Source organism: Ensifer sp. NPDC090286 (assembly GCF_044769565.1).
GTDB lineage: Bacteria > Pseudomonadota > Alphaproteobacteria > Rhizobiales > Rhizobiaceae > Ensifer.
The window spans coordinates 1,304,001-1,325,118 of sequence record NZ_JBIVYF010000001.1; the positions used below are offsets into that span (position 1 = coordinate 1,304,001).

At 63.5% G+C, this 21,118-nt stretch carries 25 protein-coding genes and 1 pseudogene; 19 read left to right on the forward strand and 7 right to left on the reverse strand.

Annotated features, from left to right (window positions below; translation table 11 throughout):
- Nucleotides 1–14: 14 nt before the first annotated feature.
- The 8 genes from ACIQUG_RS06495 to ACIQUG_RS06530 all read left to right on the forward strand — a co-directional run bounded on the left by ACIQUG_RS06495 (nucleotide 15) and on the right by ACIQUG_RS06530 (nucleotide 5,219).
- Nucleotides 15–1,601 (forward strand): acetolactate synthase large subunit, encoded by a 1,587-nt coding sequence (locus tag ACIQUG_RS06495; protein ID WP_402318757.1) that lies wholly within the window; start codon nucleotides 15–17, stop codon nucleotides 1,599–1,601.
- A 272-nt stretch (nucleotides 1,602–1,873) separates the two neighbouring features.
- Nucleotides 1,874–2,110, forward strand: coding sequence for a helix-turn-helix domain-containing protein (locus ACIQUG_RS06500; protein ID WP_043612659.1), 237 nt, complete (start codon nucleotides 1,874–1,876; stop codon nucleotides 2,108–2,110).
- Between the two features lie 454 nt (nucleotides 2,111–2,564).
- Nucleotides 2,565–2,774: a cold-shock protein gene (locus ACIQUG_RS06505; RefSeq protein ID WP_043612661.1), complete on the forward strand. Its 210-nt coding sequence runs from the start codon at nucleotides 2,565–2,567 to the stop codon at nucleotides 2,772–2,774.
- A gap of 176 nt (nucleotides 2,775–2,950) precedes the next feature.
- Complete coding sequence (gene rpsU, locus ACIQUG_RS06510; protein WP_043612663.1) at nucleotides 2,951–3,187, forward strand: 30S ribosomal protein S21; 237 nt, start codon at nucleotides 2,951–2,953, stop codon at nucleotides 3,185–3,187.
- A gap of 41 nt (nucleotides 3,188–3,228) precedes the next feature.
- Entirely contained in the window at nucleotides 3,229–3,450 is a 222-nt protein-coding gene (locus tag ACIQUG_RS06515) for a hypothetical protein (protein WP_043612665.1), read from the forward strand.
- Between the two features lie 107 nt (nucleotides 3,451–3,557).
- Nucleotides 3,558–3,680 carry a hypothetical protein gene (locus ACIQUG_RS06520; protein ID WP_256364274.1) on the forward strand — a complete coding sequence of 41 codons (123 nt, stop codon included), beginning with the start codon at nucleotides 3,558–3,560 and terminating at the stop codon, nucleotides 3,678–3,680.
- A 259-nt stretch (nucleotides 3,681–3,939) separates the two neighbouring features.
- Nucleotides 3,940–4,854, forward strand: a complete 915-nt coding sequence (locus tag ACIQUG_RS06525; RefSeq protein ID WP_402318764.1) for a pyridoxal-phosphate dependent enzyme — start codon at nucleotides 3,940–3,942, stop codon at nucleotides 4,852–4,854.
- Between the two features lie 116 nt (nucleotides 4,855–4,970).
- Nucleotides 4,971–5,219: a hypothetical protein gene (locus ACIQUG_RS06530; protein ID WP_402318767.1), complete on the forward strand. Its 249-nt coding sequence runs from the start codon at nucleotides 4,971–4,973 to the stop codon at nucleotides 5,217–5,219.
- Between the two features lie 196 nt (nucleotides 5,220–5,415).
- Here the strand turns inward: ACIQUG_RS06530 and ilvC are convergent, their stop codons facing one another.
- Entirely contained in the window at nucleotides 5,416–6,435 is a 1,020-nt protein-coding gene (ilvC, locus tag ACIQUG_RS06535) for a ketol-acid reductoisomerase (protein ID WP_104663209.1), read from the reverse strand.
- Nucleotides 6,436–6,489: 54 nt separating this feature from the next.
- A complete protein-coding gene (locus ACIQUG_RS06540; RefSeq protein ID WP_402318770.1) occupies nucleotides 6,490–7,137 on the reverse strand; it encodes a TetR/AcrR family transcriptional regulator C-terminal domain-containing protein in 648 nt (215 codons plus the stop codon).
- A 439-nt stretch (nucleotides 7,138–7,576) separates the two neighbouring features.
- On the opposite strand from ACIQUG_RS06540, the gene ACIQUG_RS06545 reads away from it, so the two are divergent.
- Nucleotides 7,577–8,155 carry an AAA family ATPase gene (locus tag ACIQUG_RS06545; RefSeq protein ID WP_402318773.1) on the forward strand — a complete coding sequence of 193 codons (579 nt, stop codon included), beginning with the start codon at nucleotides 7,577–7,579 and terminating at the stop codon, nucleotides 8,153–8,155.
- Nucleotides 8,156–8,179: 24 nt separating this feature from the next.
- On the opposite strand, the gene argS is transcribed toward ACIQUG_RS06545, so the two are convergent.
- Nucleotides 8,180–9,883, reverse strand: coding sequence for an arginine--tRNA ligase (gene argS / locus ACIQUG_RS06550; RefSeq protein WP_402318776.1), 1,704 nt, complete (start codon nucleotides 9,881–9,883; stop codon nucleotides 8,180–8,182).
- A gap of 158 nt (nucleotides 9,884–10,041) precedes the next feature.
- Nucleotides 10,042–10,890 (reverse strand): LysR family transcriptional regulator, encoded by an 849-nt coding sequence (locus ACIQUG_RS06555; protein WP_402318778.1) that lies wholly within the window; start codon nucleotides 10,888–10,890, stop codon nucleotides 10,042–10,044.
- A gap of 202 nt (nucleotides 10,891–11,092) precedes the next feature.
- On the opposite strand from ACIQUG_RS06555, the gene ACIQUG_RS06560 reads away from it, so the two are divergent.
- From ACIQUG_RS06560 to ACIQUG_RS06590, 7 genes are all read left to right on the forward strand, one after another.
- Nucleotides 11,093–11,872: a cysteine hydrolase family protein gene (locus ACIQUG_RS06560; RefSeq protein WP_402318781.1), complete on the forward strand. Its 780-nt coding sequence runs from the start codon at nucleotides 11,093–11,095 to the stop codon at nucleotides 11,870–11,872.
- A 9-nt stretch (nucleotides 11,873–11,881) separates the two neighbouring features.
- Nucleotides 11,882–13,219 (forward strand): efflux RND transporter periplasmic adaptor subunit, encoded by a 1,338-nt coding sequence (locus ACIQUG_RS06565; protein WP_402318784.1) that lies wholly within the window; start codon nucleotides 11,882–11,884, stop codon nucleotides 13,217–13,219.
- Between the two features lie 20 nt (nucleotides 13,220–13,239).
- The gene (locus ACIQUG_RS06570; RefSeq protein ID WP_402318787.1) at nucleotides 13,240–15,183 is read left to right on the forward strand and encodes a MacB family efflux pump subunit; all 1,944 of its coding nucleotides are present in this window, start codon (nucleotides 13,240–13,242) and stop codon (nucleotides 15,181–15,183) included.
- Nucleotides 15,184–15,272: 89 nt separating this feature from the next.
- On the forward strand, nucleotides 15,273–15,698 hold the full coding sequence (locus tag ACIQUG_RS06575; RefSeq protein WP_402318789.1) for a hypothetical protein: 426 nt from the start codon (nucleotides 15,273–15,275) through the stop codon (nucleotides 15,696–15,698).
- Between the two features lie 109 nt (nucleotides 15,699–15,807).
- Nucleotides 15,808–16,215 carry a hypothetical protein gene (locus ACIQUG_RS06580; RefSeq protein WP_402318792.1) on the forward strand — a complete coding sequence of 136 codons (408 nt, stop codon included), beginning with the start codon at nucleotides 15,808–15,810 and terminating at the stop codon, nucleotides 16,213–16,215.
- A 35-nt stretch (nucleotides 16,216–16,250) separates the two neighbouring features.
- Nucleotides 16,251–16,952 carry a Type 1 glutamine amidotransferase-like domain-containing protein gene (locus ACIQUG_RS06585; protein WP_402318797.1) on the forward strand — a complete coding sequence of 234 codons (702 nt, stop codon included), beginning with the start codon at nucleotides 16,251–16,253 and terminating at the stop codon, nucleotides 16,950–16,952.
- Nucleotides 16,949–17,521 carry a nucleotidyltransferase family protein gene (locus tag ACIQUG_RS06590; protein WP_402318800.1) on the forward strand — a complete coding sequence of 191 codons (573 nt, stop codon included), beginning with the start codon at nucleotides 16,949–16,951 and terminating at the stop codon, nucleotides 17,519–17,521. Before ACIQUG_RS06585 ends, ACIQUG_RS06590 begins: the two co-directional genes overlap by 4 nt.
- A 66-nt stretch (nucleotides 17,522–17,587) precedes the next feature.
- Here ACIQUG_RS06590 and ACIQUG_RS06595 read toward each other — a convergent pair whose 3' ends face one another.
- Nucleotides 17,588–17,812, reverse strand: coding sequence for a DUF1127 domain-containing protein (locus ACIQUG_RS06595; RefSeq protein ID WP_402318802.1), 225 nt, complete (start codon nucleotides 17,810–17,812; stop codon nucleotides 17,588–17,590).
- Between the two features lie 113 nt (nucleotides 17,813–17,925).
- Between ACIQUG_RS06595 and ACIQUG_RS06600 the strand changes: the two genes are divergently transcribed.
- Entirely contained in the window at nucleotides 17,926–18,831 is a 906-nt protein-coding gene (locus tag ACIQUG_RS06600; RefSeq protein ID WP_402318805.1) for a LysR family transcriptional regulator, read from the forward strand.
- A 5-nt stretch (nucleotides 18,832–18,836) separates the two neighbouring features.
- Here ACIQUG_RS06600 and ACIQUG_RS06605 read toward each other — a convergent pair.
- Nucleotides 18,837–18,932 (reverse strand): annotated as a pseudogene (locus ACIQUG_RS06605) (DUF2280 domain-containing protein); the annotation flags it as partial.
- Nucleotides 18,933–18,964: 32 nt separating this feature from the next.
- On the opposite strand from ACIQUG_RS06605, the gene ACIQUG_RS06610 reads away from it, so the two are divergent.
- Nucleotides 18,965–19,156, forward strand: coding sequence for a hypothetical protein (locus ACIQUG_RS06610; RefSeq protein WP_156134222.1), 192 nt, complete (start codon nucleotides 18,965–18,967; stop codon nucleotides 19,154–19,156).
- Here the strand turns inward: ACIQUG_RS06610 and ACIQUG_RS06615 are convergent.
- Entirely contained in the window at nucleotides 19,153–20,172 is a 1,020-nt protein-coding gene (locus ACIQUG_RS06615) for a putative metallopeptidase (RefSeq protein WP_402318808.1), read from the reverse strand. The two genes, ACIQUG_RS06610 and ACIQUG_RS06615, sit on opposite strands and share 4 nt — an antisense overlap.
- Nucleotides 20,173–20,658: 486 nt before the next feature.
- Between ACIQUG_RS06615 and ACIQUG_RS06620 the strand changes: the two genes are divergently transcribed.
- Nucleotides 20,659–21,114, forward strand: coding sequence for a hypothetical protein (locus tag ACIQUG_RS06620; RefSeq protein ID WP_402318811.1), 456 nt, complete (start codon nucleotides 20,659–20,661; stop codon nucleotides 21,112–21,114).
- The last annotated feature ends 4 nt before the right edge of the window (nucleotides 21,115–21,118 follow it).

Sequence of the window (21,118 nt, forward strand, 5' to 3'; positions counted from 1 at the left end):
CGAGGGACACGCGCATGGGAGAAGGCGGCCAGGGAATTCGCACCACCGGCGCGGATGTGCTTGTCGACACGCTGCTTGTAAACGGCGTCGACGTCTGCTTCGCCAATCCCGGCACCTCGGAAATGCACTTCGTCGCGGCGCTCGACCGCAAGCCGGAGCTGCGCTGCATCCTGGGCCTCAGCGAAGGCCTCGTCACCGGCGCTGCCGATGGCTATGCGCGCATGGCCGGACGCCCGGCGGCGACCCTTCTGCACACCGGCCCTGGCCTTTCCAACGGCCTTGCCAACCTGCACAACGCTCGCCGCGCCCGGGCTGCTGTCGTCAACATCGTCGGCGACCATGCCTCCCATCACCTCGCGCTCGACGCGCCGCTGACGACCGATATCGAAAGCTTGGCCGCGCCGATGTCGAACTGGGTCCGGCGCGTGAAGGATCCGGCCGATGTCGGCCCCACCGTTGCCGCCGCCGTTCAGGCCGCACTGACGCCGCCGGGCGTCGCCACCATGATCCTGCCCGCCGACGCCGCCTGGGGAACGCTTGCCCTTGCCATCCCGCCACAAAAGGCGATCATTGAAGCCCCGCGCCCGGCCAGCACCGAAACCGTGCGCGAAGTGGCGCGTCTGATACGTTCGAATCCTCAAGGGGTCGCCATGGTCGTCAGTGGCGCCGCGGCGCAGGCCGATGGCCTTGCCGTCGCCGGGCGGATCGCGGCTGCGTGCGGCATCCAGCTTTTCAACGAGGTGCTGGTCGCCCACACCCAGCGCGGCCGTGGACGGGTGGCGCCGGCGCGCATCGCCTACCCGATCGACATGGCGCTCGCCACGCTCAAGGACATCCGCGTTCTCATCCTTGTCGGCGCGCCGGAGCCGGTCGCCTTCTTCGCCTATCCCGGCATGCCGGGCCGGCTGGTGCCGGAGGGCTGCACGGTCGCGCCCCTTGCCCGCCACGGTGAAGACCTGAAGGCGACGCTGGAGGCGCTTGGCGACGAACTCGGCGTCGCCCCGACGGCCCCGCTGCCGGTGGCAGGCAGCCCGACCGACACAGGCGAGCCCTCGGGCACGCTGACCGAAGACGCGATCGCCGTAATCGTCGCCCACAAGGTACCGGAGGACGCAATCGTCTGCGACGAAGGGGTGACCTCGGCGCGGCGCTTCTTTGCCCTGTCCGCCTTCTCCGCACCGCACGACCTCATCATGCAGACCGGCGGCGCGATCGGCGACGGCATTCCACTTGCAACCGGCGCGGCCATCGCCTGCCCCGATCGGAAAGTGATCTGCCTGCAGGCCGACGGCAGCGCCATGTACAACATTCAAGGCTTGTGGACCCAGGCGCGCGAAAACCTCGACATCGTCACCGTCATCTTCTCCAACCGCACCTATGCCATCCTGCATGCCGAGATGCGCAATGTTGGCGTCGGGGAGATCGGCACCAATGCGCGGCAGATGCTGAACCTCGACAACCCCGCGCTCGACTGGGTGTCGCTCGCCCGCGGCCTTGGCGTCGAAGCCGCCGTCGCCACCTCCTGCGAAGCCTTCGCCGCGCTCTTTTCCGCAGCCCTGTCGCGACGCGGACCGTTCCTGATCGAGGCGCGCCTGGCGTGAGTTTTCGCGCCCGTTTCGATGGCGATCGACGTACGAGCTTGGCACGCCAGATTGCCCGGAAAAGGACTGCCCAGCACCCGATAATCACAGGTTAAAATATTGATATAAATAGAGTTTTTACAAAAATTCGGGCGCAAACTTGCGCCTGCGGACTTCTCGCTTATATTAGCGACGCCCTAGGTTCGCACTCATCTGCCCGAGTCGCATTTCAGTTTTGGGCCCCCTTCAACCGGCAGCGTTCTTTGCCGGTGGACCAACGAAGGAGACACTTCATGTCCTTTAAGAAAGACCTAACCAAGGCTCCAGGCGCATCTCTGTCCCGCGTCAAAATCGGAGCCGCTATCAAGCTTTCGCGTGAAACCGCCGGTTATTCGGTTGACGATCTGTCGGTCACCACAGGCCTGACGGAAATTGAAATATCCAAGATCGAGCTCGGCGCCGATACCGATCCCGCCAAGCTGCAGCGCATCGCCGCCGCATTGCAGGTCTCGCCGCAGACCTTCACCTGAAAAGCGGGGGCGGTGCGCGACAGACATGCGTACCGCCGCCTCACCTTATCTTTGGCCGCGCCGAACCGGCGCGATTGCGTGACACGGCGCAAAGGCCAAGCCAAGTTTCCCCAATGAAGATCCCCTGATGTTCAACCTCTGGCAGCTGCTTCGCGCTGCCGGCATCGACAGCATTTCGGCGGCCATTCCGGGGACAATGACATAGAATAGAGGGAAAATTGAAGGCACGAAAAGCCCGCTGTTTCAGGGCTTTGACGAGGTTTTCACGGATGCCCCAAACTGAATAATTCAATATCTTCATTGAGTTTTGAGGCGTATCGTCTATATATCACCTCGTCGAATATTGCTTGTGACCTTTGACAGCGCGCTTTCGCGTGGCCAGATCTCCTCTCAAATATCGATCAATTCCAGAGAAATATTTCCTGGAAAACGCAGTGATTGAAAGGAAATCACCATGGCTTCAGGCACGGTAAAATGGTTCAACGGCACCAAGGGCTTCGGCTTCATTCAGCCGGATGACGGCAGCACCGATGTGTTCGTTCACATCTCCGCAGTCGAACGCGCCGGCATGCGCTCGCTCGCCGAAGGTCAGAAGGTTACCTTCGACGTCGTCAGCGACCGCAAGACGGGCAAGAGCTCGGCCGACAATCTGAGGTCGGCATAATTTGTCATTCGCCCTTCTCTGACCACGGATGTACTGGCAGGAAGGCGCTTGAATGACGGGAAGAGGTCGGGACAACACCCCGACCTTTTTGCGTCTTTGGACCCCACGTTTCTCGATACGGGAGATAGGCATGTCGGCGCTCGAATTTGCGTCGGCCAACAACAGGAGAACAAGTTTTGCAGGTACTCGTCAGGGACAATAACGTCGACCAGGCTTTGCGCGTGCTGAAGAAGAAGATGCAGCGCGAAGGTCTGTTCCGCGAATTCAAGGCGCGCACGAGCTACGAAAAGCCGTCGGAAAAGCGCGCTCGCGAAAAGGCGGAAGCCATTCGCCGCCAGCGCAAGCTGGCGCGCAAGAAGCTGCAGCGCGAAGGCCTGCTGCCCGCACCCAAGCGAGCAGCGCGCACACGCTAACGATCGGGGCCGGCAGACCCGGCCCCTGAAGGAGACAGAACATGACTCCACACCAGGGCGCCAATTCCAAGCCGGCCAAGACCTCCGCAAGTGACAGGGCGGCAGCAACCGACCACACGGCAAGGGCGATCGTCGCCGCCGAGAAACTCGCGCGCGACAGGAAGACCGAAAAGCTCAAGGCACAGCGCCTTGAGCGCGCCGCGGCCGAACCGGCCGTGGATGCGGCGCCATCCAAGCCGCCGCGAAAATCGCAACGCGTGTAATTGCAAGCGCCCGGCAACGTAGGGCGCCAGGGTCGGTTCTTCCGAAACGGAAGAGATCCGCGCGCCGCGGCCAGTCGCTCATGCGAACAATCAAGACGGACGACCACATGCTCCATACCTTCGCACGCAGGATCCGACGCTATGACTATGCGCCGGTAGCCATCAGGCTATCGCTTGCCTTTTCCCTGCTCTTCGTCGTGCTGATGATCCTGAACGGACTTCTTTGGTAGACGGCGCTGCGCCGTCTTCGGTCGCGGCCATCACGCCGCCACGGAACGCCTCCATTGTTGCGTCGAAGCGGCGACCGGAGGCAGACTGCGGGCAGATTCGCGGGCGCCGGCTTTTCGCCGGCCGCCGGCCAACCTCTCACCCGCAGCGCCGCGCGTCTCTTGTCAGTCACGCAAAGATCGCTGTAACACTTTGATTTTCTGCATGCCTTTCTCCTGTATCGAGAACGATCCAGGGAGACAGGCACGGACGAGGCGCCCCATGCCACTTCATATCGAAACGCCGCTCATTCAATCCCTTCCGCTCGGCCTTGCCGCAGGGCGGGACGTCTGGCTGAAGATGGACGCGCTGCAGCCGCCGGGTTCGTTCAAGATCCGCGGCGTGGGCGCCGCCTGCGAACACCACGCGCGGGCGGGCAAGCGACGTTTCGTCTCCTCCTCCGGCGGCAATGCCGGCATGGCAGTTGCCTATGCGGGCCGCCAGCTTTCGATCCCGGTTTCGGTCTATGTTCCGGAAACGACCACCGAAAGGGCGAAGGCGCTGATCCGCCAGGAGGGCGCCGACGTCATCGTGCATGGCGCCGCCTGGGATGAAGCCAATGCCAAAGCCCTTGCCTCCCTCGACGAGGACTCCGCCTTCATCCATCCCTTCGACGATCCGCTGCTTTGGACCGGTCACGCGACCATGATCGACGAGGCCGTCAAGGCCGGCCTCGCCTTCGATGCGGTGGTGCTTTCGGTCGGCGGCGGCGGGCTCTTTGCCGGCGTCGCCGAGGGGCTTCAGCGCAACGGGCTTGGCGAGGTGCCGATCCTTGCCGTCGAGACCGAAGGAACCGCCTCGCTTGCCGCCTCCATCGAGGCACGGCAACTGGTGGCGCTTCAGGCCGTCAGCGGCATCGCCACCTCGCTTGGCGCAAGGCAGGTGAGCCAGCGCGCCTTCGAACTCAGCCAGACGCGCCCGGTCGAGAGCGTCGTCGTCAGCGACGCGGAGGCCGCCCAAGCCTGCATCCGCTTCCTCGACGACCACCGCGTGCTGGTCGAGCCCGCCTGCGGCGCCGCCCTTGCCGTCGCCTACGCCCACGCCGACCGGCTGGCACGCTTCAAGCGCATCCTCATGATCGTCTGCGGCGGCGCGACGACGACCGTCGAGCGGCTGCAGGCCTGGCAGGAGTTTTAAGCCGAGCCGGGTCGCCGCCGCGCAATTGTTCTTCGACGGATCTGGAATTTACCTCTGCGCGAACTTACGTCCAGTGCGGAACCACAGCGTGTTCCGGCCTACGGCAGGGGAAGCAGATGTTTGATACGTTCATGCGCCGTGCAATCTCCACCCTCAAGGTTCTCTGGTGGGTCACAGTCGTCGGCGGGGCGACCACGATCGGCGCCCTGTACGGCTGGCAGGGCCACGGCTGGGATGGAGCGCTCGGCTTCGGTCTGATTGGCTTCACCGCCGGCTCGGCCTTTGCCGCCTGGTTCCCCGACCTGTTGCTTATCGACCTGTTAGAGCATGTCGTTGTCGGCCTGTTTCGGTTTTTCTGGAACTAATCGCGGGGCCGGGTTCTGGTGCCCTCGTCTCTCCAGGCCGGAAGCCTGCACCATGGACCGTTCGCCGCCACCCGCCTGCATCGACCAATCGCGCCGATCCGACAGCAATGACGGGGTTTTACAATCCGCCTGTCCACGCCACGAAAAAAGCCGGAGCTGACGCCCCGGCTTGTCTCATTCGACCGTTCGATAAGGCTTAGTTCTTCGCCTTGTCGACCAGCTTGTTCTTGCCGATCCAGGGCATCATGCCGCGGAGCTTGGCGCCGACTTCTTCGATCTGGTGGCTGTCGTTGACGCGGCGAATGCCCTTGAAGCGGGCGGCACCCGACTTGTATTCCTGCATCCACTCGGAGGTGAACTTGCCGGTCTGGATGTCCTTGAGGACGCGCTTCATCTCAGCCTTGGTTTCTTCGGTGATGATGCGCGGACCGGTGACGTATTCGCCCCACTCGGCCGTGTTCGAGATCGAGTAGTTCATGTTGGCGATGCCGCCTTCATAGATCAGGTCGACGATGAGCTTCACTTCGTGCAGGCACTCGAAATAGGCCATTTCCGGAGCATAGCCGCCTTCGACCAGCGTTTCGAAGCCGGCGCGGATGAGCTCGACGAGACCGCCGCACAGAACGACCTGTTCGCCGAAGAGGTCGGTTTCGCACTCTTCCTTGAAGTTGGTTTCGATGATGCCCGAACGGCCGCCGCCGACGCCGCAGGCGTAGGAGAGCGCGAGGTCAAGGGCGTTGCCCGAAGCGTCCTGGTGAACGGCAACGAGGCAGGGAACGCCGCCGCCCTTCTGGTATTCGCCGCGAACCGTGTGGCCCGGGCCCTTCGGCGCTATCATGACGACGTCGAGCGAAGCCTTCGGCTCGATCAGGCCGAAGTGAACGTTGAGGCCGTGGGCAAAAGCGATCGCAGCGCCGTCACGGATGTTGCCGGCGATTTCGGCCTTGTAGATTTCGGCCTGCAGTTCGTCCGGGGTTGCCATCATGATCAGGTCGGCCCACTTGGCGGCTTCCGCAACCGAGAGAACGGAGAGACCGTCGGCCTCGACCTTGGCAGCCGTTGCCGAGCCCGGCTTCAGGGCGATGCGGATTTCCTTGGCGCCGGAATCCTTCAGGTTCAGCGCATGGGCGCGGCCCTGGCTGCCGTAGCCGACGATGGCGACCTTCTTCGACTTGATCAGGTTGATATCGGCATCACGATCGTAATAGACGCGCATTGTTGTGGTCCTTCCCGTTGTTTGTCAGTCGTTTAAGCGAGGTTCCCCTCGCCGTTACCTTTTCGTGCCGTAAAGCGCGAGAAAGGCGGAAACCGCCTGCTCCGCCTTGCGGCCAAAACTTTGTCTCATCTCCTCGGCTTCTTCGCCGAGCAGCATCTTCAGATGCCAGTCGGAGACGATCAGCCCATAGAGCGCGCCATAGGCCTCCTCGGCATCGTCGAACGTCAAGAGCCCCGCCTTGCGGCCGGCTTCAAGCAGCGCTGCCGCGCGGCGGCCGATCTGCCGGCGCCCACGCTCCTGCAGCATGTGGCCGAGCTTGGAGCCGTCGCGGCTCGCCTGGCCGATCGCCAGGCGGTTGAGCGCCAGCGACACGTCACCGGCGAGAACCTCAAGCAGATCCTTGGCAAAGACGATCAGATGGCGCTGCAGGCTCTCGGCGTCGAGCGCGCGGGCGGCAACGTCCTGCGTGCGCACCTTGCTCGCCTGGAAGCCGATCATCGCCGAGATCAACCCGTCGCGATCGCCGAACCACTTGTAGAGGCTTTCCTTGGAGCAATTGGCAGCACGCGCGATGCCGGCCGTCGTCAGCGCCTTTTCGCCGCCGTCGACGAGAAGCCGCAATGCCTGCTCGAGAACGGCGCCCTGACGTTCCGTCAGCCCCTCCCCGGCACTCGCCTCCCTCATCGCCACAGTCATCTGCACGCTGCCTCGCCCCAATCAGTACCGTACGGTACGGTTCGCATTCTTCTAGTGAAGCCTCCCGGAGGCGTCAAGACGATTCTCAAGAAGCGGCAAAATTTCGGCGGTGACGGTGAAAGTCTCTGTCCATAAGCTGGAGAAGCAGACTGGAGAAAGGTCGACGGTGCCACCGCATCAAAAGGCATACATACTTATTATCGTGGTTTTCTTCATCGCTCTTTGCATTAAGGGCGTCCGGCACTTCCACTACGAACGGGACGCGATCACCGCATGGTGCTGCAGTCTTGCCGGTATTGGCGGGACACTTGTGCTTGCCCGCTTCGTTTACGTCGCCTGGGGCTGATTGTATGCGCCCCGCAAATGCAGACAATCGGCGCAACGTGTCAAAACGGCCAGGTCCCGGCGAAGTTAGACCAGTCGATCGTGTGAAGGAGTTCAACGCATGCAGCAGCCAGCCCTCGGCATCCTGATTGGCGGAACCTCCCATGTCGGCAAATCGACATTGGCGGGAACCCTGGCCCGTTCGCTCGGCCGCGAGCTGATCTCGACCGACGCTTTGGGTCGTCATCCCGGCCGGCCCTGGCCTTCGCTGCGCCCTGAGGTCGCCGAGTACTATGCAAGCTTGACGGACGAGACGATCCACTGGTTCCTGAAGGTGCATCACGAAAACATGTGGCCGCGCATCCGCCAGATCGTCGATAGCCATCGGGAGCGTGGGCAGCCCTTTGTGCTGGAGGGTGCGGCGTTGCGGCCGGAATATGTCGCCACACTCGAACCCGGCAGCATCATCGCCCTGTTCCTGCATGCCAACGACGAGTTCCTGCGCCGGCGGATGATCGACGAAGCGCGCCGTGACGAAGCGTACGATGAGAAGGCCGCGATCATCGAAAAATTCATCGAGCGTTCGCTCCGCGAAAACAGGGAAATGCTCGAAGCTGCCCGAACGGCCGACATCCGGTGTGTGGATGTCGCGGCACCCGGGGCACTCGACGCTTTGTTGGCGGAGTTTTCGGCGGGCTGACCGGTGAGGTCGGCCACCCACCCCCTACATGCGCCGCACCGGCTCCATCCCGAGAAGCTCGAGACACTTGCCGATGACCCTTGCCACCAGCTTGCAGGTGGCAAGCCGTCCCGACGGGTCGTCGGCCTTCAGCACCGGGCAATCCGCGTAGAAGCGGCTGAACGCGTCCGCCACCTGGTAGGCCCGATCGGCGATTTCGAACGATTCGAGATGGTGCGCTGCCTGTGAAAGCGCATGCGGATACCAGAGGCATTCGATCAGCACGGCGCGCTCGGAGGGATGGCTGATCGAGACCCGCTCGACCGGAACCATGCCCGCCTCCGCCGCCTTGTCGAGGATCGATGCGATCCGCGCGTAAGCGTATTGAAGATACGGCCCGGTCCGCCCCTCGAAGGAGGTCATCCGGTCGATGTCGAAAACATAGCCCGTGTTTCGCGGCGTCGAGAGGTCGGCGAACTTCAACGCGCCGAGCCCCACGGCCACGGCCGCCTGATTGTCAGCAACCTTTTCCGACGACTTGGCCAGCGCCAGATCGATCATGTCGGCGAGCGAGGCCGCGGAGCCGTCACGGGTCTTGAAGGGCTTGCCGTCATGGCCGCGAACGGTGCCGAAAGTTGCGTGCCGCAACGTGACGCCATCGGCATAGCCTGCCGCCCGCGCCGCCGCAAAAACGCTGGCAATATGCAGCGCCTGCCGGTCGTCGGTGCAGTAGACGATCTGCCTTGCACCGATATCACGCACACGCTGCCGCAGCGTCGCCAGATCCGTCGTGCCGTAAAGCGCCGCGCCGTCGCTCTTTTGAAGAAGCAGGGGCGGCGCATTGTCGGGAAGTCCGTCACCGGCGACATCGATGACAAGGGCACCGTCGCTCTCGCGCGCCAGCCCGCGGACCGTCAGATCGTCGAGCATGGGGGCGACTTCCGCATGCGCATCGCTCTCCCCCTTGATGAGGTCGAAATGCGCGCCGAGCATCGCTGCCGTGGCCGAAATCGAAACAAGCGAAATCGCCCGCATCCGCGCCCAGGCCTCAGCCAGAAGCGGATCGCCGTCCTGCAATCTTGTGGTCAGCATCCGCGCATGCGCAAGTGCAGTCTCGTCCTCGCAGGCAGCATTGCCCGCCTTGTAGAGGTTACCGAGCGCATCGACGGTCATGGCATCGAAGGCGCGCGGATCGATAAAGGGTGCGGGATCGCCTGCCTTCCACCCGGCCGCTTCAGCCGCCCCCAGCAGAAGCTTGCCCATCTGCAGGCCCCAGTCGCCGAGATGGATGTCGGACACGACATCGTGGCCCACCTCCATGAGGATGCGCCGCAGGCTCTCCCCGATGACAAAGGATCTGAGATGGCCGACATGCAGCGCCTTGGCGACATTGGGGCCGCCAAAGTCGATGACCGTGCGCAGCGGCTCGGCCTTCTCGGCCGCAAGCGTCGCGTCGGCGAGCATCGCGCTCGCTTCCGCCGCGACGGCCGCATCGCTCAGGCGAAAATTGATGAAGCCAGGGCCTGCGACGGATACGTCCTCGAAAGCAGCGCCCCGGGCCGCCTCTGCGACATCAGCCGCGAGCGCGCGCGGGTTCCGCCCGGCGGATTTCGCCAGCCGCATCATGTCGTTGCATTGGAGATCGCCGAATTCGGGCCGTGTCGAACGGACGATGGCGGGAGAGGCATCAATGCCGATCAGCTCATAGGCGGAGGCAAGTGCGGTAAGGGCTGCCGATGTGACGGACATGGGTCATTTCCTGAAATTGCATGAGAAAGGGTGCGCGGAAGCGTTGAGAGCTTCAGCGTCGCCGTCCTGCAATTTTCAGAACCATGTTCATGGCAGACCTCTAGAGTGAAGCCTTCAATAGACCGTGCGGTCGCCGCTGGCAATCTTGGCCGTATGCGTCATTTCCAGCCCCGCATCGTCTCCTCGATGAAGGCCGCAACCGCCGCGACGCTCGGTACCCGTGCGCGCTCCGGGTGCATCATCAGGTAAACCGGACGCTCGGCGGTGGCATCCGGTTCGTCCACCGCCTCGAAGCGAGGGTCGCGTGAGCCCGAGACGTCCGGCAGCATCAGTTCGGCGCCGAGCGAAAGGGCAGCCTCCATCAGGATCTCCAGCTTGTCGGCCGTCAGCGCCACGCGGGCATCCGGGCGCAGCTGGTCGAGCGCTTGCATTTCCGGCACATGCGCCAGTGTCGAGCCGTAGCGCACGACCGGGCAAGGCCCCGCCCCCTGGCCCTTGGGCCGGAACAGCCGGAAACGCAGCGTGCCGAGGCTTTTCACCCGCACGCTGTCCTCGCCGGTGCGCGCCATGCGGATGGCGATGTCGGCCTCGCGCCGCTCGATGCTGAGCATCTGGTTGTCGGCAACGAGATCGAGCGTCAGGCCCGGATGGCGCTGTTCGAGGCGGGCAAGCGCCGGCGCCAGGATGGCGCTGAGGACGAAGCCGATACTGGTCACCCGCACCTGGCCTTTGAGTTCCGCCGTGGTCCGCAACAAGGTCGCCAGCGACAGCGAGGCCTCCTCAGAGATCGTCCTGAGGCGCTCGACGACGGGAGCCAGCACCGGCGTCGGCGTCAGCCGGCCGTCGATGCGGTCGAACAGTGCCGCCCCCACCCGCCGCTCCAGCGCCGCAAGCCTTCGCGACACCGTCGTCTGGTCGACGCCGAGCGAGCGCGCCGCCTGGCTGAGCGTCGCGCCACGCACCAGATGATCGAGCAGTTCGAGATCCGCCCATGACCCTGCGCTCATGCAGATTGCCCTCCGAAAAATTCGGATCACTCTGCGCTGACGCAGCCGCTAAGATCAAGCCCATAGACAGACCGCTTCGACGAATCAAACCCAGGGGCCGTGGCCCCGGAGCCAACGCCCGACCAGGGCCGACGTCCACCGACCGACCCGCCTTCCACAAACCCATTTCGACCCTCGCGCGCTTGAAACAAGGAGCCTTCCGATGTCCGATTCCGCCCCCGCTGCAACCCTCTTCACGCTTGCCGGCGTCACGCTCGCCCCGCCGCCGCTTGGGCAGGCGACGCTGGTCCTGATCGACTACCAGAACGAATATCTGGCCGGCCCCGTGCGGCTCGTCGAGCCGGAAGCGGCGATCGAAAAGGCGCGCCAACTGCTGGTCGCCGCCCGTGCCGCCGGCACGAAAATCATCCATGTCGCTCATAGGGGAGCCGCCGGAGGCATGTTCGACAGGACGGCGCATCGCGGTGCCATCGTCGATGCGCTGACGCCGATCGCGGGCGAAGCCATCGTCGAGAAGATCCGGCCTAATGGCTTCTCGGACACCAACCTCTCGGAAATCATCGGCCCGGCCGGGACACCCGTCATCTTCGCCGGTTTCATGACCCACAATTGCGTGTCTTCGACGGCCCGCGCCGCCAAGGATCTCGGCTACGGCATCACCATCGCCGCCGACGCCTGCACCACCCGCGACCTGCCATCGACAAGCGGCACGATTTCAGCGCGTTCCTTGCATGAGGCCGAACTTGCCGGCCTTGCCGACCACCACGGTGCGGTCGTCGACGTCGCCGAGCTGATTGCGGCACGGGGGCTGATAGACAAGTCATTCCCCTTTGAAAACGGGGCGCCCGCGACTGCGGGCGCCTTTGTCCTGCCATGCAGATGGCGAAGATTACGAAAATATAATGATCTCAATGCTTTTCGCCGCGTCCATTCGCTTCTATTTTTGAACCTATCCATTATTGGCATCGGCGATGCCGGTTAGGCGCAAGCGATGAACAAGACAGCCAAGACGGCGCGAGCCGACACCACGCCCCGCGACGAAGGGGCGCCCAACGTCACCTTCATTCCCGGTGCGGTGAAGACGGTGAAGCGCAAGCGCCGCGCGCGGTCCTGGCTGTGGCTGCCGGTCATCCTCGCCGTCGCCGGCGCCGGCTATTACGGCTGGACGCGCTATGGCGAAAACCCGGCCTCGACCGCAATGGTGACCGAGGTGGCGACACGCGGCGACATCGAAAACAGCGTCACCGCCGTTGGCACGCTCGATGCGGTCAATTCCGTCGATGCCGGCGCTCAGGTCTCCGGCCAGCTGAAGGCGCTGCATGTGGCGATCGGCGACACGGTCACGCAAAATCAGCTCGTCGCCGAGATCGATCCGGCCACGATCGAAAACCGCATCGAGATCGATCAGGCGGAGCTTGCCAACCTCCAGGCCCAGCTGATTTCCAAGAGGGCGCAGCTGGTTTTGAAACAGGCCAATATCGAGCGGCAGCGCAACCTCGTCGATACCCGGAGCGTGGCGCAGTCCACGCTCGACCAGGCGATTGCCGATCTCGCCGCCGCCGAAGCCGACGTCAACGCCATCGAGGCGCAGATCCGCAAGCAGCAGGCGACGCTCGCCGGCGACAAGGTCGATCTCGGCTACACCAAGATCTATGCCCCGATCTCGGGCACCATTGTCGCCAACCCCGCCAAGGCCGGCCAGACGCTGAACGCCAACCAGACGACGCCGACCATCGTCACCATCGCCGACCTTTCGACTATGACGGTGAAGGCGCAGGTATCGGAAGCAGACGTCACCCGGCTGAAGGTCGGCATGGACGCGTATTTCACCCTGCTCGGCCAGCCCGGCAAGCACTTCGCCGGCAAGCTTCGCCAGATCCAGCCGATGCCAGACACCGCCAACAACGTCGTGCTCTATTACGCGCTCTTCGACGTGCCCAATCTCGAAGGCGAACTGATGATGTCGATGAGCGCCCAGGTGTTCTTCGTGCAGGCCGCCGCCAGGGATGTGCTGATCGTGCCGAGCGGCGCCCTGAGCCACCCGGCCAAGGGTTCCGGAGATGCAACCGGCCAGGGCGGCAACCGGCGCGACGGCCAAAGGAACGGGACCGGAAGCGAGCCCCGCAAGGCGCAGGTGACGGTCATCACCGCCTCGGGCGCGCTCGAAACCCGCGACGTCGAAGTCGGCATTCGCAACCGCGTCAGCGCCGAGATCAGAAACGGCCTCGAAGAGGGCGAGAAGGTCGTCGTCAGCACCGGATCGACCGGCAGCGGCAACACCCGCGACAACAGAAACCAGCGCGGCATGCGCATGCCGCCGATGTTCTGATCAGGGATCAGATACTGGCCATGACCCCGCTCATCTCGCTCAAGCACGTCAGCAAGACCTATTTCAACGGCGACCTCGCCGTCGAGGTGCTGCATGGCCTGTCGCTCGATATCGAGGCCGGCGAGTTCGTGGCGATCGTCGGCCAGTCCGGCTCCGGCAAGTCGACGCTCATGAACATTCTCGGCTGCCTCGACCAGCCGACCGGCGGCGACTACCTGATCGACGGCGAAAGCGTCGCGACGCTCGACAGCGACGAGCTCGCCGCCCTTCGCCGCCGCACCTTCGGCTTCGTCTTCCAGAGCTACAACCTCATCCCGACGGCAAGCGCCCAGGAAAACGTCGAGGTGCCCGCCGTCTATGCCGGCATGTCGGCGCGCGACCGGCACGACCGCGCCGAGGCGCTCTTGGAAGCGCTGAAGCTCGGCGAACGCCTCGACCACCGGCCGAGCCAGCTCTCCGGCGGCCAGCAGCAGCGCGTCTCCATCGCCCGCGCGCTGATGAACGGCGGCCGGGTGATCCTTGCCGACGAGCCGACCGGCGCGCTCGACAGCCAGAGCGGCTCGGACGTGATGGCGCTCTTGCGCGACATGAACGGTGAGGGCCACACGGTCATCGTCATCACCCACTCGCGCGAGGTCGCCGAACAGGCCGACCGGCTGATCGAGATCCATGACGGCCGCATCGTCGCCGACCGCGCCAAGAAAGCCCGTGTGAACGCCGAGGGGGCTGCCGCCCTCGCCCGCCATGTCAGCGAAGGCTCGGCCGCGATCGCCGACGTCACCGAAGCCGTCAAGATGGCGTTTCGGGCGCTGAAGGCCAATCTGTTCCGCACCATCCTGACCCTGCTCGGCATCGTCATCGGCGTCGGCTCCGTGGTCGCGATGCTCGCCATCGGCACCGGCGCGCAGGATTCCGTCCTGAGCCGCATCTCGTCGATGGGCTCGGACCTGCTCGTCGTGCGCCCGAGCATGGCGAATTTCCGCGGCAGCGCCGGGGGAAGCAACGTCACCCTGGTACCAGCTGACGCGGACGCGATCCTCGAAGTGCCGAACGTCGCCTTCGCCGTCCCGGAGATGACGAGTTCCGTCACCCTACGTCGCGGCAATGTCGACTATCAGACGACCGCCAACGGCACAGTGCCGCAGTTTACGACGGCCAAATCCTGGAAGATCGCCAAGGGCGAGTTCATCAACCAGAACGACATGGAGACCTATGCGCCGGTCGCCGTGCTAGGCCAGACGGTGGTGAAAACGCTCTTCCCCGATGGCGACAACCCGATCGGTCAATATGTGCTGGTCAACAAGATCCCGTTCCAGGTGATCGGCGTGATGGCGGAAATGGGCGCCACCTCCTTCGGCAACGACCAGGACGACGTGGTGCTGGTGCCGCTTTCGACCGGCAGCATCCGCCTCTTCGGCCAGCGCAACATCCGCACCATCACCGTTCAGGTGAAGGACGGTTCGGCGATCGACATCACCCAGCAGACGATCCAGGCGCTGCTCGACCAGCGCCACAAGCGCCAGGACACGCAGATCACCAACATGTCCTCCGTGCGCGAAGCCTTTACCGAGACCTCGAACACCCTGAAGCTGTTCCTCGCATCGGTCGCCGCGATTTCTCTGCTCGTCGGCGGCATCGGCGTCATGAACATCATGCTCGTCTCCGTCAGCGAGCGCACCCGCGAGATCGGCGTGCGCATGGCGACCGGCGCCCGCCAGCGCGATATCCTGCTGCAGTTCATCATTGAGGCGCTGGTTGTCTCGGCGATCGGCGGCACGCTCGGCGTCGCGCTCGGGCTCGGCACCGGCGCGCTCGCCGGCCAGTTGGGCATGCCCGTTTCCTTCACCGTCGGCCCGGTGGCGCTCGCCTTTGCCTGCGCGTTCCTGACCGGCCTCGTCTTCGGCTTCCTGCCTGCCCGCAACGCCTCGCGGCTGCAGCCGGCAGTGGCGCTGAGCGCGGACTAGGCGCGAGCGACGGCCTGCCCGTCAACCGGTAGACAAGGACTGCAACACCACCCAAGATGGCAGGCACTGCACGCTGGGGGTGATTCGCGATGTGGAAGGCGTTTGCCGTTCTTTACGGGCTGATTTTCGTTTTCATGCTGTCATTGGCTTTCATCACGCTACCCCCTGAAATCGCCGCGCAGCTGTCGTCCGCCGACCGGGCCCTGTTCTATGCGGGCCTGGCCGTGGAATTTGCGGCCATGATAGGCATCTTTGCCTACGCCTTCGACCTGAGGGTCCCGCCCTTGTCATTTTGGCGGCCATTCAGCTGGGTTCTCGCCTGCTGGTGTCTCTACTCGTCGCTGGCCGATGCCTGGGATCTCGTCACGCTCATTACCAACCCCCAGCCCGGAGACGAAGGCCTGCTGTCGGCCTCCTTCGGTTTGCTGCTCCTGCTCCTTCTCAACTATTTCGGCTGGCTCAGCGTCTGGCGCTATGGCCGCCGCATAGCGCAGCAACCGGCCTCCATGGCCTAGCGGCGGCACGCAGGCCGCTTGGCCTTGCGACGACCTGCCCCGCCGAACGATGGACAAGGCGCCCATCACCGCCGAAGCTGCCACCAGCGCAGATACAGGATGATTCGCGATGTGGAAGGCATTTGCAATTTTCTACGTGCTCAGCCTCGCCTTCGGCCTGGTCATCGGCGCGACACTGCTCCTGGGCCTGTGGGACGAGATGGCATACGGGATCAAGATCCTCGGCGGCATCAGCCTGGTCATGGCGCTGGCAACCGCGGTCGGCCTCGTCGCTTACGCCTTTGACCTGCAGGTCCCCCCCTTCGGGTTCTGGCGGCCCTACAGCTGGCTGCTCGGCATCCTTCTCGGCGGCCTGTCGCTGATCAGCGTCGTGCGATTTGCCGGCCAGTTCGAAGGCGGTGACGACCTCACCCCTCTGCTCTGGCTTTGCCTGTCCCTTCTGGTCAACTATTTCAGCTGGCTCGGGATCTGGCGCTACGGCCGCCGGGTGAAGGCGATCGCGGGCCAACCCGAGTAAACCGGCCCGCACCCCTTCGTCACGACAGGAAAGACATGCTCAACCTCGTCCTCTACAGCGACCAGATCGTCCCGGCCTGCGCGGCGATCGACCTCAGGCTCGTGGAGATGGTGGCGGCACGCGGCGCCGGTAACCGGATCGCTTATGTCGCCTCCGGTCCGGAACCGGACCGCGACTTCTTCCTCGCCGGGCAGGCCTATTACGGCAGGCTGGGTGTCGATCTCGCGCTGTTCTTCGATCTGGACGAACCGCATTCGGCAGGCGACATTGCGGCGCTCTTCGCCTCGGACGCCATTCACCTGGCAGGCGGCCACACCGGCGGCTTTCTCCAACGGCTGAAGCGGAGCGGCATGCTCGGGCCGCTCAGCGACTGGGCACGGTCCGGCGGCATCCTCATCGGCGTCAGCGCCGGCGCCATTCTCATGGCCCCGACGATCGCGACCGACGCACTCTTCATCGGTGAACGGCCCGAAGACATCGAGGACGGCGCTGCACTCGGTCTCACGCCCTTCGAGTTCTTCCCGCATCTCGGCGACGACGACGGCTACCTGCCCGCACTCTTGCGCTACAGCCTGTCGACGCCGCGACCGATCCTTGCCTGCAACGACGGCGACGGCATCGTCGTTTCGGGCGGGCGGATCGAGTGTTTTGGTGAGCCTCTATGGATCTCGGGTGGTGCCGCGCGACCGCCGACGGAGCCCATGCTCCAGGGCTTCATGCGGATACAGATGCCATGACGGACCTGCAGACGATCATCCTGAAGAGCCCGCTATTGGTTCCGATCCTGGATCGCTGGGACCGGATTGCCCTGCCTGACGCCTGGCTGGCGGCCGGCGCGATCGCTCAGACCGTCTGGAACCATGCCTTCACGCTGCCGCCAGCGCACGGCATCGACGATATCGACATCGTCTATTTTGACGGTGACGATCTCTCGGAAGAGGCGGGGGCCGCGCATGCGAAGCGGATCGGCAGCCTGTTTGCAGACCTGCCCGTGCGGATCGACGTCAAGAACGAGGCGCGCGTCCACCTCTGGTACGAAGAAAAGTTCGGCGCGCCAATCAGGCCCTATCGATCGACGCGCGACGCAATCGCGACATTTCCGACGACGGCAACCGCTGTCGGTCTTCGCCCGTCCCGGGACGGACTGGAGATCTGCGCCCCTTTCGGCCTAGCGGACCTGCTCGCACCGATCGTGCGCGCCAACAAGGGTCAGATCACCCGCGCCATCTACGAGCGCAAAGTTGAACGGTGGCGCGCCCTTTGGCCGGGCCTTGCGATCGAAAGCTGGGACCTGAAGCCGGCTTGAGGCGAGACGCACTTGCGACGGCAACCCCGCCGCCCGAGACCGGGAAAGACGCGCGGACCGAGACCACTACATCGCACCGGCTCGCGCAGCTTCCGCATGCCGGACGGCCATGGACCCCTCGCGCACCGGCAGCGGCGCGGCCTTGCGCCGCCCAAGCTTTGGCTCCGCCTCCGTCAGGCCGATATCGGCAAGCTGTTCCGCGTCGAGGTCGCGCAGGTGTTGCAATTGCCAGTACCGCGAGCGCGGCGAGGCAACGAGATAAAGACCAAGTTCCCGGATCATGTCGAACATCCATGTTTCGTTTCCAACCATGGACACAGTCTGCGCCTCGACATCTCCTAAAAGAAGTTTAGCATTCCTATTCCACGCATAAGAGAAACTTTGACAACAAGAGAAACCCGGGCATGAGTGCGCTTGATCTCGACTATCTCAAGACCTTCGCGCTGGTCGCCGAACTCGGCAGCTTTTCGGCCGCGGCCGAGCGCTTGGGCCTGACCCAGCCGGCGGTCAGCCTGCAGGTGCGGGTGCTGGAAAGACAGCTCGGCGTGCGCCTGGTCGAACGGGTCGGCCGCAAGGCGCGGCCGAGTGCGGCCGGTGAGGAACTGCTGGCCCATGCCGGCAGCATCGAGGCGGCCACCAGCCGGGCGATCGAGGCCGTCGCCCGCCACGCCAAGGGCGTGCTCGGCCGCGTCCGGCTCGGCACCGGCGCCACCCCTTGCGCCTTCCTGCTGCCGCCGCTCCTGGCCGACCTCAAGCGCCGCTTTCCCGATCTCGACATCACCGTGACAACAGGCAACAGCGCCGACATCGTCCGCGCGGTCGACGAGAACGTCATCGACATCGGCCTCGTCAGCCTGCCCGTCTCCGGCCGCATCTTCGACATCACCCCGCTCTTCGACGAGCGTTTCGTGGCGATTGCGCCGCTCGGAACCGTTCTGCCCGATACCGTCACGCCCGCGATGCTTGCTGAACGGCCGCTGATCCTCTACGAGCCCGGCGCCAATACGCGACGGATCACCGACGAATGGCTGGCGACCTCAGGCACGACCGCCAAGCCCGTGATGGCGCTCGGCAGCGTCGACGCGATCAAGGAAATGGTCGCCGTCGGCCTCGGCTCAGCCCTGGTCCCGGAAATCGCCCTTCGGCCCGGCGATCGGGAACGCCTGGTGGTGCGCCCCGTCACCCCAACGCTCTTCCGCCGCTTCGCCCTGGTGCTTCGAAGCGACAAGCGGCTCGACCGGGCCCTGCGCGAAACGCTCGCCGCCCTGAAGACGACGGCGACGCCTGGACAGCCCGAAATCAAGCCCTAAACCCCTTTTCAAGGCTTAGCGACGACAGACGGGCTGTCGAAGCATGCCGGAGCCTGAACGATGTAGCACTTGACCTCATCGTTTAGTTTTGGTTTGGCCATTGATCTGTCAAAGTCCGTCAAAGGAGCAAGAAGTGACGAAGTACGATCCCGATAGATTGAAACTCCGCATCCAGGGACGCGGCCTGAACACATGGAACTGGCAGCTGCTGCTCGATGGCAAGCAGATCGTCAAATCCGGAACCATCTCGGGCTCGAGACGCAATGCCGAAGTCGCGGCCGAGGCAGTCTTGCGCGATATGTCGACTGCGCCGGACAAGGACTAAGCAGGTCGAAGCTGGCAGGCGCCGCATGCATGCGCGCTCTGCATTCTGGCGATCTCGGGCTTCTGGTTGGCTGCAACGACCATGGCCCGGACGCCGGCAGCACCCAAACGTCTGGCTACTCCAGCGAGCGTCTCCTGTGCACGGATGACGAACACCGGGCGGCCAGCCGATCCGCCGATCGCGATGGCGAAGGCAAGACGATCAACGTCAAAGAAACCGACGATGTCGTCGTCCGGCGGCTCGTGACTTGATATTCCTACCAATTTCCTCTCCTGACGGCACAAGTTGAGACATCGCGGCAAGACATGGACGGTTTGCTTCAGTTCCTTGGAGACATCTTGGGCAACTTGGTGTCGGGCAATCCCTCGAAATCGAAAGCTATGCGCTGGGCTGAACGCACGGTTATCGCGATCGTAACGATGCTCATCGCACTCGTGTTGTATAGGATGTACTTCGATTGATGTCCGGAGACTCGAATGGCTGAGAACGAAAGCGAGAGAACGGATGAATCTACGAAAAGACCTCCGTACACGTACGGAGAGCCGTTGCCGCAGGGACATGACTGGTTTGGGGTAATCTACAAGTTCTTCATCGCTCTCAGGTCCGCCTTCCCCAGAAAGAACCAGTGACGGTCCGCCGCGCCACTCGGCGTGATGGAGCTCGTGCTCGACCAGCGCCATGAACTCGGCGGCTCCACATTCCCGGCAGTAGTTGGCGTCCAGCGTGATGACGAAATCCGCGACGTCGCCGAACCACTCTTTGACCTGCATATCTGCCCGGACTCGGGACCACTTGCCCATCGTGTCCTGCGGCGCTCCTGTCTCACACTGTCCGATGACACAGCGGCCCTTCTTGCTGTTGCCGACGATGGTCCGGAGGAAGCCGATAACGACGTGGGCGAGATGAGCGTGATCCGGGTTGTGCACCGGCGACGCGGGGTCGAGGAACGTCGCCTCAATCCAACCGGGCAAATCCTCGGCAGGGGCGAAGGCTGGCGAGTTGGCATCGTCGAACATCGTTGGTGGTGGTTGCGGTCTCATAACCCCTCGCTCACGAAAAAGTGAACAGCAAGTGCGGTGTACCGAACGTTCCGCAAACGACATCAAACGACATCAGCTGACAATAGCCGTCATCAACTGACAATCAGACGCAAGGAAACGCAAGAACCGACAAGTGAGACGGCGACTTGTCGCGGCAACCATTTCAGGCATATTGCGGCAGCAGGCAGCACCGATTTTTTTGGTGAAAGGTGCGCCATGCAAACCGCTACAGATATCCTCAAACTATCCGTCCCCGGCTTCCAAGCCGAAGCCACTGGTCAATTCGCGATTGTGGCGTTGCTGACCCTGGTTGCCCTCGTCTTCATCTCTCGGAGGCCACGGCGGTGACGTCACCGCCTCTAATTCGCTGTCTTGCCTTTGGGCAACGCCTGCGCGAATTTTCGTGGCGCGCGTTCTTTAAGACGGGCATAGGGGACCTATGAACGAAGAGAAAGACTTCAAATGAGAGAAACCTGGTTCCAACGACAGCGCAGGCTAAGCGATGAGCGAAACACAGTCGCCCAGCACGAATACGAAATAGAGGCCATCAAGGCGCATCACGCCCCAAAGATTGCAAAGGCCAAAACCGTCTCCGCTCAGGCCCTTCACGAAGCTGAAGAACAGGAATACTTCGAAGTATCAATCCAATACGACCTAATAGACGCCATCCGTACCAAGCAACTCATACGGGAGGCTATTAGATTAGGGGTTCCCGTTCCGCGCCACTCGAAGGAAAGCGACTTTTGGTACGAATCCAGACAGCTTGGCTCGAAGCATCTGACAGACGATGGGCAGCATTTTCTTCGTCGGGAGATCGCGTCAGAGATCGAATTGCGCCAGAAGCCATTTCTTACATGGGGCGCTTTTCTAATCAGCGTACTTGGATTGTGTATTAGTATGATTGCAATCGCCCAATGACTGG

Coding starts and splice junctions, on each gene's coding strand:
- ACIQUG_RS06495 (WP_402318757.1), top strand. CDS start 15: ATGGGAGAAGGCGGCCAGGGAATTCGCACCACCGGCGCGGATGTGCTT.
- ACIQUG_RS06500 (WP_043612659.1), top strand. CDS start 1,874: ATGTCCTTTAAGAAAGACCTAACCAAGGCTCCAGGCGCATCTCTGTCC.
- ACIQUG_RS06505 (WP_043612661.1), top strand. CDS start 2,565: ATGGCTTCAGGCACGGTAAAATGGTTCAACGGCACCAAGGGCTTCGGC.
- ACIQUG_RS06515 (WP_043612665.1), top strand. CDS start 3,229: ATGACTCCACACCAGGGCGCCAATTCCAAGCCGGCCAAGACCTCCGCA.
- ACIQUG_RS06520 (WP_256364274.1), top strand. CDS start 3,558: ATGCTCCATACCTTCGCACGCAGGATCCGACGCTATGACTATGCGCCG.
- ACIQUG_RS06525 (WP_402318764.1), top strand. CDS start 3,940: ATGCCACTTCATATCGAAACGCCGCTCATTCAATCCCTTCCGCTCGGC.
- ACIQUG_RS06530 (WP_402318767.1), top strand. CDS start 4,971: ATGTTTGATACGTTCATGCGCCGTGCAATCTCCACCCTCAAGGTTCTC.
- ilvC (WP_104663209.1), bottom strand. CDS start 6,435: ATGCGCGTCTATTACGATCGTGATGCCGATATCAACCTGATCAAGTCG.
- ACIQUG_RS06545 (WP_402318773.1), top strand. CDS start 7,577: ATGCAGCAGCCAGCCCTCGGCATCCTGATTGGCGGAACCTCCCATGTC.
- argS (WP_402318776.1), bottom strand. CDS start 9,883: ATGTCCGTCACATCGGCAGCCCTTACCGCACTTGCCTCCGCCTATGAG.
- ACIQUG_RS06555 (WP_402318778.1), bottom strand. CDS start 10,890: ATGAGCGCAGGGTCATGGGCGGATCTCGAACTGCTCGATCATCTGGTG.
- ACIQUG_RS06560 (WP_402318781.1), top strand. CDS start 11,093: ATGTCCGATTCCGCCCCCGCTGCAACCCTCTTCACGCTTGCCGGCGTC.
- ACIQUG_RS06565 (WP_402318784.1), top strand. CDS start 11,882: ATGAACAAGACAGCCAAGACGGCGCGAGCCGACACCACGCCCCGCGAC.
- ACIQUG_RS06570 (WP_402318787.1), top strand. CDS start 13,240: ATGACCCCGCTCATCTCGCTCAAGCACGTCAGCAAGACCTATTTCAAC.
- ACIQUG_RS06575 (WP_402318789.1), top strand. CDS start 15,273: ATGTGGAAGGCGTTTGCCGTTCTTTACGGGCTGATTTTCGTTTTCATG.
- ACIQUG_RS06580 (WP_402318792.1), top strand. CDS start 15,808: ATGTGGAAGGCATTTGCAATTTTCTACGTGCTCAGCCTCGCCTTCGGC.
- ACIQUG_RS06585 (WP_402318797.1), top strand. CDS start 16,251: ATGCTCAACCTCGTCCTCTACAGCGACCAGATCGTCCCGGCCTGCGCG.
- ACIQUG_RS06590 (WP_402318800.1), top strand. CDS start 16,949: ATGACGGACCTGCAGACGATCATCCTGAAGAGCCCGCTATTGGTTCCG.
- ACIQUG_RS06595 (WP_402318802.1), bottom strand. CDS start 17,812: ATGTTCGACATGATCCGGGAACTTGGTCTTTATCTCGTTGCCTCGCCG.
- ACIQUG_RS06600 (WP_402318805.1), top strand. CDS start 17,926: ATGAGTGCGCTTGATCTCGACTATCTCAAGACCTTCGCGCTGGTCGCC.
- ACIQUG_RS06615 (WP_402318808.1), bottom strand. CDS start 20,172: ATGTTCGACGATGCCAACTCGCCAGCCTTCGCCCCTGCCGAGGATTTG.
- ACIQUG_RS06620 (WP_402318811.1), top strand. CDS start 20,659: ATGAGAGAAACCTGGTTCCAACGACAGCGCAGGCTAAGCGATGAGCGA.